The organism is Dyadobacter soli, from assembly GCF_900101885.1.
In the GTDB taxonomy this organism is placed as follows: domain Bacteria; phylum Bacteroidota; class Bacteroidia; order Cytophagales; family Spirosomataceae; genus Dyadobacter; species Dyadobacter soli.
Genome location: NZ_FNAN01000002.1, coordinates 247,868 through 264,414, shown reverse-complemented (window position 1 = coordinate 264,414; position 16,547 = coordinate 247,868). Strand labels below are relative to the sequence as shown.

Sequence of the window (16,547 nt, the reverse complement as noted above, 5' to 3'; positions counted from 1 at the left end):
GCCGGTTACCATGAAAATTTACCCGGATAAAAAGATCAGTGCACAAAAGCGGGGACTCAGCGAGCTCACGCCAATGCAGCAAAAGATACGTCAGGCGGCATTGCTGCTGGCGTTGGTGAGCGTATTTATCTGGTTCTTCAAAATCCTTTTCTTTTAGTGGAAGACATTCAGATCCATATTCCCGGAAAAAGCAGCGAGGGGCTGAGCCGCGTTGAAAAACTGCGTACGCTCTTCGACCGCAAACTCACGGGTCTGGTTATCCTGCTGCTGATCTCGATCGCGCTCGGGGCGCTGATCGCCTACCAGGGCATTTTGGCCGGAGCGGGCATTCTGGGGCTGATGTTCGGCCCGCCGGTGGTGTATTGCATCGTCGCATTCCCCGAATTCGGCATTACCGTGTTGCTGATGCTCGCTTACCTGCTGTTTTTCGTCGGTCGGCTGGGTATCAATTTCCCGCTCGGGACCGTAATGGACGGCATTCAGGGGCTGCTGATCCTCGGTTTCTTCATCCACCAGAAACGGCGGCCCAACTGGAAGGTATTCAAGGGGCCGATCAGCGTGATGATCCTCATATGGATCGTTTACAACATCATTCAGGTCGCTAACCCATCCGCAGAATCCCGGCTCGCGTGGGTGTACACGATCCGCGCGGTGGCGATCGTGATGCTTACCTACTTCGTGTTCATGTACCAGATCCGCACCATTCAATACCTGCGGTTTCTGCTCAAACTCTGGCTCGGGCTGGCGCTCTTCGCCGCATTGTACGCCTACAAGCAGGAATACATCGGCTTCTCCGGCGCCGAACAGGCCTGGCTCGATTCGGAAGGCGTGGCCGACCTGCTCTTCATCGCAGGTCACTGGCGCAAATTCTCGATCTTCTCCGACCCGGTCGCATTCTCTTACAACATGGTTGTGAGCAGCATTATCTGCATTGCATTGCTCACATTTGTGAAAAAAAACTGGCAGAAAGTCGTATTGGCGGTTATGCTCGCGTTGTTTTTCTCGTCGATGCTTTTCTCGGGTACGCGCGGTGCGTACGTGCTCATACCCGCGGCGATGGTACTTTTTGTGATATTGCGGATCAACCGGCAGGTACTCATCTTCTCGGGCATTGCGGCGCTGTTTTTTGTGTTCCTCATTTTTGTCCCTACCACCAATTCCAACATTGTTCGCTTCCAGACGGCCTTTAAGCCGAACGACGATATTTCTTTCCAGGCACGTAAAAACAACCAGAAACGCATTCAGCCCTACATTCTCACGCACCCGATCGGGGGTGGGCTGGGCGCTACGGGCGCGTGGGGGCAGCGGTTTGCGCCGCAGTCGTACCTGGCCAACTTTCCGCCGGATAGCGGGTATGTCCGCATTGCCGTCGAGCTGGGGTGGGTGGGGCTGTTCCTGTTCTGTTTGCTGATGTTTTTTATATTGAGGGAGGGGATCAATAATTATTTCCTGATCAAAAACCCGGAGCTGAAAACCTACTGCCTGGCGATGCTGCTGGTGGTGTTCGCCTATAATGTCGGTAACTATCCGCAGGAGGCGCTGGTACAGTTTCCGTCTAATATTTATTTCTTTCTGGCAGCTGCGATCATCAACATTACCCGCATTCTCGACGAGCGGGAACAGAAAGCGAAGCATTCCTTATGAAAATCGCCCATCTGATACTCGCCTACGCGGCCCCGGCCCAACTGTCGAAGCTCATAGGCGCGCTGGAAGATGAACATGCGTGGTTTTTCGTACACCTCGACAAAAAAGCAGATCTGAACGCATTCGCTTTCCTGCAAAACCATGAGCGCATTACCCTGGTACCCGACCGCGTGGATGTAGGCTGGGGCGCATACAGCATTGTGGAGGCGACGCTCCGGGGTTTCAAGGCCGTCGTGGATTCGGGTATTGATTTTGGTTATGTAAATCTGCTGAGCGGGGCTGATTATCCATTGCAATCGCCGCCGGAAATCCACGATTACTTTGTCCGGAATGCGGGAAAGAACTTCATGGAATACTATTCCGTACATAACGAATGGACGGAAGCGATCCCGAGACTGACGGAATACCACCTTACCAATTACAATTTTCCCTGCAAATACCTCGTTCAAAAATGGCTGAACAAGCTGTTGCCCGCACGCACCATGCCGGCCGGATTGGAACCGGTTGGCCGGTCGCAATGGATGAGCCTTACGCTGGATGCGGTACGATACATGCTTGACTATCTGGACGGCCATCCCGGGGTTACGAAGTTTTTCAAACTCACGTGGGCGCCGGATGAGATTATATTTCAAACTATTTTGTATAATTCGCCATTCCGTTCTTCACTCGTGAACGATAATTTGAGGTATATTGACTGGTCGAAAGGCCAGGCGAGCCCAAAAGTGCTCACGGAAGAGGATTTGGACCGGGTGCTGGCGTCGGGAAAACTGTTTGCCCGGAAGTTCGATCTCGCGCGGTTCCCGGCGGTGATCGCGAAGCTCGACAGGAAAATACAGAACCATCACTATAAGTAACCGAATCTCAACGAGGGCGCGGGATTTACCCGCGCATTAGCCACTTTACTATGGATATTGTCATTACCGGACAACAGGCCTGGGATGTAGAAATCGGGAGTAACTGCAAGAACATTGCCCTGGAATTCAGCAAGAATCACAGGGTGCTGTACGTCAATTCCCCGCTGGACCGCATCAGCCTGCTCAAAAATGGCGATGATCCCAAAATTGCAAAACGCCGGAAAGTGGTTTACGGCAAAGCCGACGGCCTGGAAGAGGTACAGAAAAACCTGTGGGTGTTGTACCCCGACAAGATGATCGAGTCGATCAACTGGCTGCCGGAAATGCTTTTCGATATTTTGAATAAAAGGAATAACCAGCTATTCGCGGGATCGATCGCCCGTGCAGCAAAACGGCTGGGCTTTTCGGATTACATTCATTTCAATGACAATGATATGTTCCGGAGTTTTTTCCTGAAAGACCTGCTCAAACCGCGCCTGTCCATTTACTACTCCCGCGATTTCATGCTGGCTGTGGACTACTGGCGGAAGCACGGGGCACGCCTAGAACCGGCCCTCATTGCCAAAAGCAGCCTCTGCGTAGCCAATTCGACTTACCTGGCCAATTATTGCGCCAAATTCAACCCGCATTCCTTTTACGTAGGCCAAGGCTGCGACCTCGATATTTTCATGGCTGGTAACCAGGCGCCCGAGCCTGCCGACATCAGCGCCATCGCGCGCCCGCGTATCGGGTACGTGGGCGCGCTGCAAAGCATTAGGCTGGATATGGAGCTGCTCGAATACATCGCGCAGCAGCGTCCCGACTGGAATATCGTGCTGATAGGCCCCGAAGACAACGAGTTTTCGCAAAGCAGCCTGCACAACCTGCCCAATGTAACTTTTACCGGCTCCCGCAATATCAGCGACCTGCCGGCCTACATCAACGCATTCGACGTGTGTGTGAACCCGCAGCTGCTCAACGAGGTCACGATTGGTAATTATCCCCGTAAAATCGACGAATACCTCGCAGTTGGCAAGCCCGTTGTCGCTACCGCTACCGACGCCATGAGCGTTTTCGCGGAGCACGTGTACCTGGGCAAGGGAAAAGAAGATTACGTCAGGCTGATCGACCTCGCGCTGGCCGAAAACTCGGAAGCGCGCACCGAAGCCCGACGTTCATTCGCCAGCTCGCATACGTGGGAAAACAGCGTGGGGGAAATCTACAAGGCTATCAAAGCTGTTTAAGCTGCACCAAACCTGTTTCGGCTTCTGACTTCAAATCGATCAGCTTCTGGTTCAGTTCGCTGGTCCATTTGCCCTGTTTCAGGATCGCTTCAAGATCTTTATATTGGTTGGCGGTGTTCAGCAAGCCCACCGAAAACAGTGAAGAACGGAATTTATGTATTCCCTGACGAAGTTTTTCCTGGTCGTTCGCCAGGGATGCTTCCGCAATATTGTGCAGCTGTACCTGGCTGTCTTTTTCAAACATCGCGATCAGTTCGTCGCGTAGTTCCTGGTCGCCTCCGGTGATTTCAGCGAGGTAGTCGAGGTTTAAAATCGTATCTGTCATTTTTGATTGCGGAGGTTGCTGAGTAAAATTTGTGGGTTGAGGTGGTTCGTAATGCTCTTTGTTTCCAAGGTGGGCAATGGTATATAATAGTTCACTTTCTTTAAATGGTTTCGAAATATAGCTGTTGGCGCCGATACTCAGGCATTCTTCTTTCTCGCCGACCATCGCGTGGGCCGTCATGGTGATGATCGGAATGGTAGTGGAAATGGTCCGTCGGATCTCTTTAATAGCCGTGTAACCGTCCATGACCGGCATTTGAATATCCATTAAAACCATATCAAACGTTTCCTCGCGCAGCCTTTCGAGTGCTTCCTGGCCGTTGTTCACGACGGTCAGCGGGATATTGAGCCTTTCAAAAATGGCTTTCAACAGTTTCTGGTTAAGGGAATTATCTTCCGCCGCCAGAATGCGTAATGAAGTTACGGATGCGGCAATATCGATTTCCTTCTCAACTTCTTCCTGCAAATCGGCATCCTGTACGATCCGGAAAGGAAAATCCATGGTAAAAACCGTCCCCTTGCCCAGTTCGCTTTCGAGGTTGAGCGTGCCTTCGAAAAGGTGCACGAGCGATTTCACAATGCTCAATCCAAGCCCCGTGCCGCCGAATACCCTGGTCGTGCTTTCGGTAGCCTGCACAAACCGGTTGAAAACCTCTTTGAGTTTGTCATTCGGGATGCCGACGCCCGTATCAATTACCCGGAAACGGATATTCTGTACCTCGTTGAGCGGCTCGCCGATCGGTTCAACATGAAGTGTTACACTGCCTTTTTCAGTGAATTTTACCGCGTTACCACATACATTAAGCAATATCTGCGTAAGGCGCAGCTTATCGGTTTCGACGAATTCGGGCAGGCCGTCGGCCAGCAGGGCGTCGTAGGCAATGCCTTTTTCTACCGCCCGGTGATGCATAATGGCCGAAACGGAATCGGCCAGTTCGCGGATCGAGACCGGTGTTTTTTCCAGATGTACCTGCCCGGCTTCTATTTTCGAGAAATCGAGGATGTCGTTGATCAGTTCCAGCAGGTTTTTGCCCGCGTACTGAATGTATCCGACGTATTCAAGGCTTTTCTGGTCGGTAACTTCGCCCAGCAGCAGGTTGGTAAACCCGATAATTGCATTCAGCGGCGTCCGGATCTCGTGGCTGACATTGGAAAGAAATATATCCTTCACCCGCACCGATTTCTCGGCCAGTATCCGCGCTTTTTCCAGTGTAGCTTCGTAATTGGCCCGCTCGGTAATGTCCCTGAACACCGTAATGGCGCTTTTGATCTGCCCGTCGAGGCCGATCACCGGCTGCACATTGGTTTCGAGGTGGTAAATCTTGTCGTTTTTAACGAGGTCGATCTTGTTGCCCGTCAGCTTCTCGCCCTGCAATGCGCGGGCAACCGGCAATGTATCGGCCGAAAACCGGACGTGATACCGGGTAGGGTCCAGCAGTTTAATGCGTTTGACCTGCTCTTCAAGCGTCTCGGGGCGCTCGCCCGCCACGCCCAGGATTTCCCTTCCCGACTCGTTGAGTACCTCTATTCTCCGCTCATTGTTAATCACCATCACCCCGTCGGGAATCGCTTCCAGGTACTGGCTTACCGTCCGTTCCCTTTCCTTGATTTCCTTCTGGAACAGCCGCTGCTTACGTTTGTCGAGGTTCAGGAATATGATGGAAAGGATCGTGAGAATAGCCCCGACAGCGCCCGTGAGTAAAATGAACAGGATCGAATTCTGCTGCGTGTCCGAAACCAGTTTCCGGCGCTGGTCCATGTTATGGTTTTCGTAATCTTCGATCTCGTTGATCTTGCTCGTCAGCAGGTTGTTAAGGCGAATGCCTTCCCCTTCCTGGATTTTAGAAAAAGCCTGCTGGGTACCTTGCGTGCGGTAAATGGTAATTACATGCTGGGAATAGAGTACGATCTGGCTGGAAATCTGCAAAAGATCCTTCACGCGCTGCGTTTGCGCCGCGTCGGTTTTCACGAGGTTGAAGAGCGTGTCGGTAATGCCTACGAGCTGTATTTTCTTGTTGTAGTTGTCGCTCAGCAGGTTGTTATCCTGCGTGATCAAGTACCCGCGCATGTTCGACTGGAAATCCTTCGTTACCAGCCCGAAATTGGCCGTCTGGTTCAGTACGCCGATCGTTACATTGAGCCGCTCGTTGTTGAGCGACAGATCGCGGACGTTTTTATAGGTAAAGTATTGGGAACCGAATATCAGCGCCAGGCCCAGGTAAATGCTCGCGTAATACCATCTGAATGAGTCATTTGTTATACGGGTCGGCATATCTCAGGGGCGGGAACATGGGGTTAATGGCACCAAGATCGGAATAAACCAAGACTATATTCAGGTGAGGTAATCAAAATTAAATTTCACGTGCCGGTACAGGTCGCGGATCTGCTTCATGGGAAACCGGTCGGTCTGCCGCCAGTTCTCGCGTGACATGGTACTGGGCTCGGATTCCGAGTTTTTTTGTACAAACAAACCCTTGAAATCCTTGTAAAACCACGCCTTTCCGCCTTTTCTGAGGAACGACATCATCATCGTGTACTCGGTGAAGTCGCCTTTCCGGCCTTCGATATACCTTCCGAATTTCTCAAAAAAATTGGTCCTGCGCAGGTGCGGGTGGTCGCTGTACGCGTAAAACTTGCGGTAACCGGGTTTCAGGAGCTTGAAATCCATTTCGTAAAAGCCGTCACGCGGGTTTTTCAGATAGGGATATTCAAAATAGGCGTAAAAGCGCACCATATCGTTTTCCGGGTGCTCGCGCATGATGGTCAGCGCGTCCGTGAAGCGCTCCGGAAAAATGGCGGTTGGCGTAAAATCTTCCTGCACGTATAGGGTCAGCGGCGTCTGCACGGCGTCCTGCCCTTTATTGATATTGTTGCCCAAACCCCTGTTTTGCGGCGTGGTAATGAGCCGGAATTCGTGCTTTTTCTGCAATTGCAAAAGGTAATCGATGTGTTCGGCCTTGCTGCCGTCATCCGACACGACAATATCGCCAAACCGGCAATGGAGCGCCTCAAATGAAAGGAGCAATTGTTCCAGCGACTGGCTCCGGTTGTAATGGGTGATGAGCAGCGTCACGTCCCCGAAGAAATATTCCTTGTTCATGTGGGCAGTCTATTTCATGAAAACCAGGTCCAGCGTATTTTTCAACCAGCGGTAGCGCAGGTAACCCAGCCGCGCGAGCTTTACCAGCGGGTTTTCGCTGAGCTTCCAGTTGGCGCGCTCCATGGTACTGGGTTCGTCGGAGGAGTTTTTTTGGTAAAATAATTGGGTAAAATCATTGTAAAACAGCCCTTTGCCTTTTTTTTGTAAAAAGCTGACGGCCATTTTATATTCCGTAAGGTCACCTTTGATGCCTTCGGGATAGCGGCCGAACTTTTGCAGGAATGTGCTCCGACGCAAATGCGGGTGATCGCTGTAATAGTAGAATTTCAAATGGTTCATGTCCCAGAACCGGTACAACATTTCGGAATAACCCTTTTTGAAAGGTTTCAAGGAAGGGTAGGCGAAATAGGCGTAAAACCGCACGATATCCCATTTCGAGTCCTCGCGCATGAATGTGAGCGCGTCCTGGAAATGCTCCGGAAAAATGTCGGAAGGCTGGAAATCCTCCTGCACATATAAAGTGTATTCCGACTGCACCGCATCCTGGCCCTTATTAATATTGTTGCCGAGCCCGCGGTTTTTCGGCGTGGTAACGAGCCGGAAATGGAAGCGATCGGTAAGCGCCTGCACGTTTGCGAGGTGTTCGGGTTTGCTGCCGTCGTCCGAAACGACGATATCCGCAAACCGGCAGCCGAGCGATTCGAACGTCGCAAGCAGCCGTTCGAGCGAGCCGCTGCGGTTATAATGGGTGATCAGTAAAGTGGTATCGGGGAAATGGTGCTGCATCATATTACGAGAGATAGTCGCGCATGCCTTGCAACTGTCGCTTGGCCCGATTGAAGAATGCTTTCGAAATGCTGCCGTCGTCGAGCAGGCGGCGCGGCGAGGTGAACACCGTCGCCTTGGAACTGGTAACCTGTTTCAGGTCGCCTTCTTTTTTGAGGTTGAGCGCCATGCGGCCGTCTTCGGCTTCGTTCTGGAAATCGCTGCCGACAATATTGGCATAAACGCGTTGGCCGCTTACTCTGAAACCGCCCGTTCTGCGTCCTACCTCGGTTACAAAGCCCATATTGAACCCGTAGACATTCAGGTATTCGCGGTTTTTCTTCCGGATCTGGATCATCAGCCCTGCGAATTTTTCATAAAACCAGAGGCCCAGCCGTCCCTGCCCGTCGGGCGGGATGAATGCATAATTGCCGTAAACGCCGGTAACGCCCGCGCTTTTCGCCATCGGCTCCACCATGAGATCGATCCAGTCGGGCGGGTAAAACGTGTCCGAATCGGCGCAGAGGTGAAACTTTCCACGGGCATTGTCGAGGCCCATTTGGCGCGCAAATGGCGTTCCCTGAACGGTTTGCAGGTAGTTCCGGACGCCCAGCGTATCGAGCACGTTTTGCGTGCCGTCCGTGGAATTGTTGTTCACGACCACAATCTCGACCTTATACCTCGTGCTGCTCGCCGAAAGCGACGACAACGTCCGGTAAATGTTGTTTTCCTCGTTCCAGGCGGGGATTACGACCGAAACTTCGGGCGTCTCTTCCTTAAAGCGACTGATCCTTTCCCGTAAAGCCTGAATTTCGGCTTCGGTAAGATCCCCGAAGCGCTTGTTTGTAAAAAGGTGCGGTAAAATCCATTTAGGTAAGCCCAATAAGCTCATATTCTGGCAATCAGTAGGTTTTGTACATCTTTACAACCAGGCACGCCCGTGCGGCGGGGCAGTAGGGAGGAAAGTTAAAACATTATTCGTGCTTTGCGCAAAAATATTGTAAAATTACTTCGCATATTGCGTCTGGTTCCAATCTTGCCCACTACCTGATGGCTTTGCAGCTCTTACAGAAACTTAGGAACAAACACTTTCTTTCGCTGGCCGGAAACGGCATTATGTCGGTGCTGGGGATGCTCAATATGATCATCCTGTACCGCGCATTGCCCGTCGCCAGCATTGGGATGTGGGTATTCTTCCTGTCGATATTGTTGCTGGTCGATACCTTCCGTTCGGGCTTCCTCACGACGGCCTTCATCAAATTTTACGCAGGCGCGAGCGACGCCCGGAAGCGCGAAGTAGTTGGATCGGCCTGGTTTATCGGCGGGGCCATTACGGGCATTCTCGCGCTGATCAACATTCCGGCGTTCCTGTTTTCGGATTGGTTCAAGAACCCTTCCGTGGTGCTGTTCGTCGAATGGTTCGGCATTATCTACATTGCCTCGCTGCCGTATTTCATCGCTTCGTGCGTGGTGCAGGCCGAGCAGCGGTTCGACCAGCTCTTATGCATCCGCTTCCTCAGCCAGGGGTTTTTCATTCTTTTTGTAATGGTCATGGCTTTCACCAAAACCGCCAATTTGCAGAACATCATCTACGCATACCTCGGCGGCGCGGCATTGACGAGCATTTTCACGATTGTCATGGGCTGGTCAAGGCTCGGCAACTTCAAGGATCGCACTAGTGAAAGCATTAAGGAAATCTTCCATTTTGGTAAATTTTCAGTAGGTACCACATTGAGTTCCAATCTTTTTGGTACTTCCAATACGATGATCATCAACTTCATGCTCGGCCCGGCGGCATTGGCCGTGTTCAACCTCGGGCAGCGGCTGATGGAGATCATCGAAATACCCCTCAGAAGCTTCGCCGCCACCGGCATGCCCGAACTTTCCGCCGCCTACAATGAAGGCAACCGCCCCAAAGTGATCGAAACCATGAAGCGTTACGCGGGCCTCATCACCATGGCATTGTTACCGGCCTGCATTGGCGCGGTGATCCTCGCCGATGTAGCCATACATATCATAGGAGGAGAAAAATACATTAATTCCGAAGCCGCGAACATCATGCGCCTCTATATGACCTTCGCGCTGCTGTACCCGCTCGACCGCTTTTTCGCATTGACACTCGACGTTATCCATCAGCCCAAAATCAATTTCGTTAAAGTCCTGATCATGCTCGCAGGGAGCGTAATCGCTTCTGTGACGGCCATTTACATCACCGGCAGTATTTACGGCGTCGCCATTGCCGGCGTGGTACCGACGCTCATCGGCGTGGGCATCGGGTATTGGGGGCTCAACCGTTTTCAGCCTTTCAGTATCCTGAGCGTATTCACGACGGGCTATGCCGAGGCGGTGAGTCTGGTGCGGCTATGGTGGGGCAAGCTGATGGTTCACAAGTCACAATAATGGCTTATGCTTAATAAAATACTCAGTCTGGTGGTGTTGCTCCGGTATGGAAAGTTACCGTGGGAGCACCGCTATTTTTACCGGGATACATTGCGCTGCAAGGTGCAGCAATGGAAGTACATCTGGAAGGATTATGTGAGCAGGAAGAAATACAAGCGCCTCGCATTCAGCGGCGAGTTTGCGCCGGAGCTGCAATTTGCGCTGCCGTTCGCTTACTGGCATTACAAAAACGGCACGCTCGAAAGCACCGTTTCTTCGAAGTACACGAAAGAGCTCTACTTTTTCTCGCCCGATCACAAAGAGCAGTTCGATACGCGTTCCAACGAGGGCAATTACAACTTCGAAATGCCGCGCATCCTGTACAGCCAGGACTATGATATGTCGAAATGGGTCCCGGTGCCTTTGAAAGAGACGTACCGCAACGATGTGTATGTTTATGAAAAGCCGGTTTTGATTATCGCCAACCGCTACAATATGGAATGGGACGGCCCGCCGGTGAGCTTTTACAGCATCGAAATGCTCGCATTCATTCTCGACAAGCTGAAAAGCAAATACACGGTGATTTACAACCGTCCACGCCCGCAGCATATCACCATGGACAACTCCGACATTTACGATATGGACGAGTTCAGCTGGCTCGCGGCGGAGCACCCGGATGTGATTTTAATGGAAGACCTTTTCAAAGAAAATAGGGCTAATGCTAACAATTTCAACCATTTGCAATTGATGGTGTATGCCAATGCGAGCCGTTTTATTTCGATTCACGGCGGCACGGCTACTCTGGCGAGCTATTTCGGCGGTACCAACCTGATTTTATCGAAAAAGGGGCCGGAGCATCATTTCAAATGCTTCGAGAAGCTGTACCCGCAGTTTTCAGGGGCGAAAATATTGCACGCAAAAACCGACGACGAGGTAAAAAAATACGTCGAAGCGCATTTCTGACGGGTTATGGAGGGAAAAAAGGATTACTGGCTCAAATCGGGGTTTATCAATATCGTTCAGAATTTCTCGGGCGTGTTCTTTGGCTTTGCGGGCTTTTACTTGCTCGTCAGGCTCCTTACCAAGCACGATTTCGGGGTGTGGACGCTCTTTATCTCCACAACCACCATCCTGGAAGCGATCCGCAGCGGCCTCTTGCAGAACGCATTGATCAAGTACATTTCTTCGTCGGATTCCAAAGAACATCCTGCCATTATCACGGCTTCGTTCGCGATTAACGGCATTGTGCAGGTGGTGTGCATTGCCGCGATACTCATTTTCTCGCCGTGGCTGAGCAGGCTCTGGGACGCGCCGCAGCTCGTGGAAATGATGTACTGGTACATTGCCATTTACCTGCTTTCGGGCCTGCAGGCGCAGTTCAACGGCGTCGAGCAGGCTAATTTGCGGTTCAACGGCATTTTCGTGACCACCATTATCCGGCAGGGCGTGTTCTTCACTTTCGTGCTGGTATGCTACCTTTTCAAGTTTTCGGTGGAGCTGGTGTTCCTCGTGTGGGTGCAAATCGCGAGTGCGCTCGCGGGCATGCTCATCGCATACAGCCATGCACGCACGCACCTCGCATTGTCCGCGCACGTGAGCCGCGAGTGGATGGGAAAGCTGTTTGGCTACGGCAAATACGCATTTGGTACACTAATCAGCTCGCTGCTCTCCGGTACCATCGATCAGATGATGCTGGGCGCCATGCTTTCCCCGGCAGCGTCGGGTGCATTCAATATCGCCGTTCGCATTACCAACCTTATCGACATTCCGGGCAATGCGGTGGCGACGATCGTTTTCCCGCAAAGTGCGAAGCGGATGGAGTCGGAAGGGAAGGGGGCTATCAAGTATTTGTATGAAAAATCGGTGGGTACCACGCTGGCATTGGTGGTGCCGGTGGTAATTTTCCTGTACCTCTTCTCCGGCATTGTAATCACGCTCATTGCTGGTGAAAAATACGCGGATTCCATTCCCTTGCTGCAAATTACATTGATTTACTGCCTTTTGATTCCATTCGGGCGACAATTCGGAACGATACTCGATTCAATCGGCAAAACGCGCATGACGTTTTTTGTCGTAATAGGTACAGCAAGCCTGAACCTTTGTCTGAACTATTTCTTTATCCGCCAATGGGGCGTGGTAGGGGCGGCATATGCTACATTGTGCTCCAATATCGTGGGGTTCGCGGTGGCGCAGGTCATTTTGAAAAGAGAGATCGGCGTGAATGTGTTCAATACATTCGTGTACATGTATAAATTCTACCCGGAGTTTCTCGACCGGTATTTGCGGCCGATGTTGAAGGCGAAGTCTTAAAAATCAGCACGTTATGGTAGGTGTTTACTTTTCGGGCCGGCTTGGCAACCAGTTGTTTCAGTACTATTTTTTGTTGTACCTGAAAACCAGGAACCCGCGCCTGACCTATTTCTTCCCGAACCCGCACCATGCCTACCTGAGCAGGTATTTCGATTTGGGCGGTTACCATAATGCGACACTAGGTTCGAAACTGTATTCGGGTTTTACGCGCATCATTCCAAAAGCGATCAGGTTCACGCCGGTTTATGTGCATAACTTTTTCAGTCCCAAAGAATTTTCCCCCAAAAACGGGCAGATGTATTACGGCTACTACCAGTCGGATTTTTACATTAAGCATTTACCGAAAGGCACATTGCCGAAACTGAAACCGGAATTTGAAAAGGCGTTTGCCGATCAGTACCGGGCAGTTTTTAAGGAAAATAAAACGATTGTCGTGCACATCCGCCGCACCGATTACCTTTCCTACGGCAAGCGTGATATTTCGTTACCCATTGAATATTTTCAAAAACAGCTCGATTCGATCGAAAACCTGGATGCTTACAAGGTCTATTTCGTGAGTGACGATATGGATTTTGTCAAAACAGCATTCCCCGCGCGCGACAACTTTTTCTTTGTCTCGAACTCCGAGATCATCGACTTCCAGCTGATCATGCATGCCGACATTGCGATCATTTCAAACAGTACTTTCGCCTGGTGGGCGGCTTACATGTGCCCGAAAAAAAATCACGTCATCGCACCAAAGAACTGGTTTGGCTTCCGGATTGGCCGCGAACACCCCAAAGGCATCATGACCGACCGGTTTGAATGGCGGGATGTATTGTAAAAATTTCTAAATTACCGGTTAATAATAGTTGTACGAACCGTGACGGGCGCCGCTGGACCGATCTGATGAAAATCTATTGAATACGCTTTGCTAATGAAACTGAAAGGACATCAGATCATCATTTTTGGCCTACCCCGATTTGACGCACCCATCGAGTCTACCAACTACACGACCGCCAAGCTGCTCGCGCGGGAGAATGAGGTGTATTACATCGAAAACCCATTTACGGTGAGGGACTTTTTCAGGCTGCGCAAAACGCCTGAATACCAGTTGCGCAAAGAGCATTTCTCGCTTACCGGTCATACGCTTATCCAGACCGACATTCCGAACCTGAAAGTGATCATCCCGCCGATTTTGTTGTCGGTGAACTTCCTGCCGGAGAACGGACTGTTTCGCACGGCGCTGAAATTCAATGAGTTCCTGATCCGTACCAAATTAAAGAGCATTCTAAAAGCCTACAAGATCCGGGATTATATTTTTATCAATTCCTTCAACTTCCATTACCCCACGCTCACCGATGGCCTCACGCCGAAGCTGAAAGTGTACCATTGCCTCGACCCGATGGTACTGCCGTTCAACCGGCGCCACGGCGTTGTTTCGGAGGATATCCTGGTGAAACAGAGCGATGTCGTGATTTGCAGCAGCAGGCAATTGTATGAGGAGAAGAAAAAGCAGAACCAGTACAGCTACTTCGTGGCGAATGCGGCGGATCTCGGCCACAGCAGCAAGGCATTGAACGCGGATTTGCCCGTGTACCCGGCCATTGCCGCATTGAAAAAGCCGGTAATCGGCTACCTGGGCGCTATTGAGCGGCGGATGGATTATGATTTGCTTCAAAAGGTAATCCTCGCCAATCCTGACAAGAGCTTTGCATTCGTGGGGCCGGTTTCGAAGGAATTCGTGCCCGACTGGTTCTTTACCGCCGAAAACGTGCATTTCCCGGGCTCCATCGGCTACGAGGATATGCCAGCGGTGATCAAAGGCTTCGATGTGGCGCTTATTCCCTTCAAAAAGGACGACGTGAGCAGCAGCATTTTTCCATTAAAGCTTTTCGAATACCTCGGCGCAGGAAAGCCGGTAGTTGCCATCGATTTTAACCCTGACCTAAAAGAGTTTACCAAAGGTGCGGTGACGTTCTGCGAGCATGCGGAAAGCTTTTCACAGGCTATCAATACGGCACTGCAAACCGACAATGCGGACCTGCGCAAAACACGCGTGACGATCGCCGCCGAAAACACCTGGGAAAACCGCGTGGACGCCATCGCGGAGATTATTCATTATCATTTGGATGAGGTGATTCATCCGTAGTGACCGCCGACCGCTGACCACCGACCGCCGATTGCATTAAAGCAGAGCTTCCAATGGTCAGTCACCCGGCATTGTACCGCACAATCCATCGGCGGTCAGCGGTCGGCCGTCGGCGGTCAGCCCCGCTACCTACTTCCGCGCCACTTCCCCTTCCGGCACTTTTTTTGGCGATTTGTACTGAAAGCGCATTTCAATGTGCTTGTACGTCCATGCCGACACGAAGTAGATAATGATAAAGTTGAAGATGAAGAGGTAAGAATATGCCTCGGGTGGGAATTTCAATATTCTAATAAACAATACATTAAAGAGGCTGATCAGCAATGCGTGCGTCATGTAGATCGAGTAGGAGTATGCCCCGAGCTTATGGAGCAGCTTCACGCTTTTCAGTGCATTTGAAATAATACCTTTTTCAAATGCGAAGGTGTAAATGCAGATGAAGAACAGTATTTCAAAAACAGCGCCCCAAGGTTTCATCACCTCACCGTTATAAATGCTGAGGACGATCAGGGCGAGTGACACGACTTCCACGATCGAAAATAATGCGGACGACCATTCGCGTACGCGCACGTGTGTGTTGCTGAAAAGGTTGAAGCAAAGAACGCCCGTAAAAAAACCGAGAATGCCCCTTAGGAAGCCGTAATCGAAGCTGTAATTGATCTGAATACTGTTTGAAACAGACCATAATGCGGTAAGCGAAATCACGATCATCAATGCGTACCAGGCATTGCGGCTCCGGAACTGATTGGACCGGTGAATGTAAACCACCAGGCTGCCGAACACCAGGTAAGCCATCATTTCCGCGCTGATCGACCAGCTCGGGATGTTCCAGCTTACATCTTTCACGCCCGGTACCGGTGTAGAGTTGACCAGGAAAAGCGAGGTGAAAAATGTGTAAACGTTATTTGCCGGATTCACCAGGTTGTTCACCTTAATGTAGGGATTGAGCAGGTTTTTGGCTACTTCCATTCCCACAAAAGCGAGCAGCATCACGAAATGCAACGGGTAAATGCGGTAAACGCGTTTTTTGAGAAATAGCCTGAACTGGGCCCAGTCGGCCAGCGACTGGTAGCTGTACGCGATCACAAATCCGCTGAGGACGAAAAAGAAGTCCACGAACATATCCGAGTTTTCGACGAAAAGGTTGTTCAGGATGGGCGTATTGGCAAATGGGCCGAGGTGGAACAGGAATACGAGCGACGCGAACAGGCCCCGAAAAATGTCCAGAACTTCGAAGCGGTGTTTCATGGGATTGGCTGGGTAAAATAGAATGTGCTGATGAAGCGGTTCAGGCCACTTTCGGGTTCGTGCTCGTAAGCGAACTCGTCGGATGCTTTTGTCATGATGAGCAACCCGAAATGCTCGCTGGTGTCGGATAGCAATGCGGGCATTTCCAGTTCGGCAAGTTCCTCGATGAAGAATATCGCCCGGCCCGATTCGTCGGTCCGCACGCAGAGCGAGTCCATGCCGTTGTGATAAATGGGGAAATCGAGCGGACGTACCATTTCTTCCAGCGGCCACATGATCTTCTTTCTGTCCTGCCCCACGAGCACGAGCGGTTTACCATAATCTTCCTTTTCGAGGATCACCGCATCCACCGTCAAACCGATTTTCAGCACCGTTTCCCGCTCGCCGGAATGCTTTACCGCATTGGTAAGCAGCTCCATGATCACCCATTTGATTTTGGCCAGCAGGTCTTCGTCGAGCGGTGAGGTGCCCGCTTTTTGCCGGATATGATCCAGGCACAGGTTCAGCGTGCCCGGAATGCCCTCCCGGTTACTATTGAAAACTATCGTGATCTGATCCGAATCCTCCCTCAT

At 51.2% G+C, this 16,547-nt stretch carries 15 protein-coding genes; 9 read left to right on the top strand and 6 right to left on the bottom strand.

Annotation, left to right across the window (positions count from 1 at the left end):
* The first annotated feature begins 10 nt into the window (after nt 1-10).
* Genes BLQ88_RS36640 through BLQ88_RS03385 form a run of 4 tightly spaced genes read left to right on the top strand, consistent with a single transcriptional unit; the run spans nt 11 to nt 3,721 of the window.
* Nucleotides 11-157: a hypothetical protein gene (locus BLQ88_RS36640; RefSeq protein WP_176884878.1), complete on the top strand. Its 147-nt coding sequence runs from the start codon at nt 11-13 to the stop codon at nt 155-157.
* Nucleotides 157-1,644: an O-antigen ligase family protein gene (locus BLQ88_RS03395; protein WP_090146726.1), complete on the top strand. Its 1,488-nt coding sequence runs from the start codon at nt 157-159 to the stop codon at nt 1,642-1,644. The genes BLQ88_RS36640 and BLQ88_RS03395 overlap by 1 nt, the downstream gene beginning before the upstream one ends.
* Entirely contained in the window at nt 1,641-2,498 is an 858-nt protein-coding gene (locus BLQ88_RS03390; RefSeq protein WP_090146724.1) for a beta-1,6-N-acetylglucosaminyltransferase, read from the top strand. Before BLQ88_RS03395 ends, BLQ88_RS03390 begins: the two co-directional genes overlap by 4 nt.
* Nucleotides 2,499-2,548: 50 nt before the next feature.
* Nucleotides 2,549-3,721, top strand: a complete 1,173-nt coding sequence (locus BLQ88_RS03385) for a glycosyltransferase (protein WP_090146721.1) — start codon at nt 2,549-2,551, stop codon at nt 3,719-3,721.
* On the opposite strand, the gene BLQ88_RS03380 is transcribed toward BLQ88_RS03385, so the two are convergent.
* From BLQ88_RS03380 to BLQ88_RS03365, 4 genes are read right to left on the bottom strand one after another with little or no spacing between them, the layout of a single operon-like run.
* The gene (locus BLQ88_RS03380; protein WP_090146719.1) at nt 3,708-6,317 is read right to left on the bottom strand and encodes a response regulator; all 2,610 of its coding nucleotides are present in this window, start codon (nt 6,315-6,317) and stop codon (nt 3,708-3,710) included. The genes BLQ88_RS03385 and BLQ88_RS03380 overlap by 14 nt on opposite strands.
* A gap of 60 nt (nt 6,318-6,377) precedes the next feature.
* Complete coding sequence (locus BLQ88_RS03375) at nt 6,378-7,145, bottom strand: glycosyltransferase family 2 protein (protein ID WP_090146717.1); 768 nt, start codon at nt 7,143-7,145, stop codon at nt 6,378-6,380.
* A 9-nt stretch (nt 7,146-7,154) separates the two neighbouring features.
* Nucleotides 7,155-7,931, bottom strand: a complete 777-nt coding sequence (locus tag BLQ88_RS03370; RefSeq protein WP_090147113.1) for a glycosyltransferase family 2 protein — start codon at nt 7,929-7,931, stop codon at nt 7,155-7,157.
* A 4-nt stretch (nt 7,932-7,935) separates the two neighbouring features.
* Complete coding sequence (locus BLQ88_RS03365; RefSeq protein ID WP_090146715.1) at nt 7,936-8,802, bottom strand: glycosyltransferase family 2 protein; 867 nt, start codon at nt 8,800-8,802, stop codon at nt 7,936-7,938.
* Between the two features lie 158 nt (nt 8,803-8,960).
* Here BLQ88_RS03365 and BLQ88_RS03360 point away from each other — a divergent pair, with 158 nt between their 5' ends.
* From BLQ88_RS03360 to BLQ88_RS03340, 5 genes are all read left to right on the top strand, one after another.
* On the top strand, nt 8,961-10,310 hold the full coding sequence (locus BLQ88_RS03360; protein ID WP_090146714.1) for a lipopolysaccharide biosynthesis protein: 1,350 nt from the start codon (nt 8,961-8,963) through the stop codon (nt 10,308-10,310).
* Between the two features lie 6 nt (nt 10,311-10,316).
* Entirely contained in the window at nt 10,317-11,252 is a 936-nt protein-coding gene (locus BLQ88_RS03355; RefSeq protein ID WP_090146712.1) for a hypothetical protein, read from the top strand.
* A gap of 6 nt (nt 11,253-11,258) precedes the next feature.
* Nucleotides 11,259-12,599, top strand: coding sequence for a flippase (locus tag BLQ88_RS03350; protein ID WP_090146710.1), 1,341 nt, complete (start codon nt 11,259-11,261; stop codon nt 12,597-12,599).
* Between the two features lie 13 nt (nt 12,600-12,612).
* Nucleotides 12,613-13,422 (top strand): alpha-1,2-fucosyltransferase, encoded by an 810-nt coding sequence (locus tag BLQ88_RS03345; RefSeq protein WP_090146708.1) that lies wholly within the window; start codon nt 12,613-12,615, stop codon nt 13,420-13,422.
* A gap of 93 nt (nt 13,423-13,515) precedes the next feature.
* Nucleotides 13,516-14,730 (top strand): glycosyltransferase, encoded by a 1,215-nt coding sequence (locus BLQ88_RS03340; protein WP_090146706.1) that lies wholly within the window; start codon nt 13,516-13,518, stop codon nt 14,728-14,730.
* A gap of 129 nt (nt 14,731-14,859) precedes the next feature.
* Here BLQ88_RS03340 and BLQ88_RS03335 read toward each other — a convergent pair whose 3' ends face one another.
* Entirely contained in the window at nt 14,860-15,975 is a 1,116-nt protein-coding gene (locus BLQ88_RS03335) for an acyltransferase family protein (RefSeq protein WP_090146704.1), read from the bottom strand.
* Nucleotides 15,972-16,547: an ATP-binding protein gene (locus BLQ88_RS03330; RefSeq protein ID WP_090146702.1), complete on the bottom strand. Its 576-nt coding sequence runs from the start codon at nt 16,545-16,547 to the stop codon at nt 15,972-15,974. Before BLQ88_RS03330 ends, BLQ88_RS03335 begins: the two co-directional genes overlap by 4 nt.

Bases quoted from the DNA above. Each gene is read 5' to 3' on its own strand.
- BLQ88_RS36640 (WP_176884878.1), top strand. From the start codon at position 11: ATGAAAATTTACCCGGATAAAAAGATCAGTGCACAAAAGCGGGGACTC.
- BLQ88_RS03390 (WP_090146724.1), top strand. From the start codon at position 1,641: ATGAAAATCGCCCATCTGATACTCGCCTACGCGGCCCCGGCCCAACTG.
- BLQ88_RS03385 (WP_090146721.1), top strand. From the start codon at position 2,549: ATGGATATTGTCATTACCGGACAACAGGCCTGGGATGTAGAAATCGGG.
- BLQ88_RS03380 (WP_090146719.1), bottom strand. From the start codon at position 6,317: ATGCCGACCCGTATAACAAATGACTCATTCAGATGGTATTACGCGAGC.
- BLQ88_RS03375 (WP_090146717.1), bottom strand. From the start codon at position 7,145: ATGAACAAGGAATATTTCTTCGGGGACGTGACGCTGCTCATCACCCAT.
- BLQ88_RS03370 (WP_090147113.1), bottom strand. From the start codon at position 7,931: ATGCAGCACCATTTCCCCGATACCACTTTACTGATCACCCATTATAAC.
- BLQ88_RS03365 (WP_090146715.1), bottom strand. From the start codon at position 8,802: ATGAGCTTATTGGGCTTACCTAAATGGATTTTACCGCACCTTTTTACA.
- BLQ88_RS03360 (WP_090146714.1), top strand. From the start codon at position 8,961: ATGGCTTTGCAGCTCTTACAGAAACTTAGGAACAAACACTTTCTTTCG.
- BLQ88_RS03355 (WP_090146712.1), top strand. From the start codon at position 10,317: ATGCTTAATAAAATACTCAGTCTGGTGGTGTTGCTCCGGTATGGAAAG.
- BLQ88_RS03350 (WP_090146710.1), top strand. From the start codon at position 11,259: ATGGAGGGAAAAAAGGATTACTGGCTCAAATCGGGGTTTATCAATATC.
- BLQ88_RS03345 (WP_090146708.1), top strand. From the start codon at position 12,613: ATGGTAGGTGTTTACTTTTCGGGCCGGCTTGGCAACCAGTTGTTTCAG.
- BLQ88_RS03340 (WP_090146706.1), top strand. From the start codon at position 13,516: ATGAAACTGAAAGGACATCAGATCATCATTTTTGGCCTACCCCGATTT.
- BLQ88_RS03335 (WP_090146704.1), bottom strand. From the start codon at position 15,975: ATGAAACACCGCTTCGAAGTTCTGGACATTTTTCGGGGCCTGTTCGCG.
- BLQ88_RS03330 (WP_090146702.1), bottom strand. From the start codon at position 16,547: ATGAGGGAGGATTCGGATCAGATCACGATAGTTTTCAATAGTAACCGG.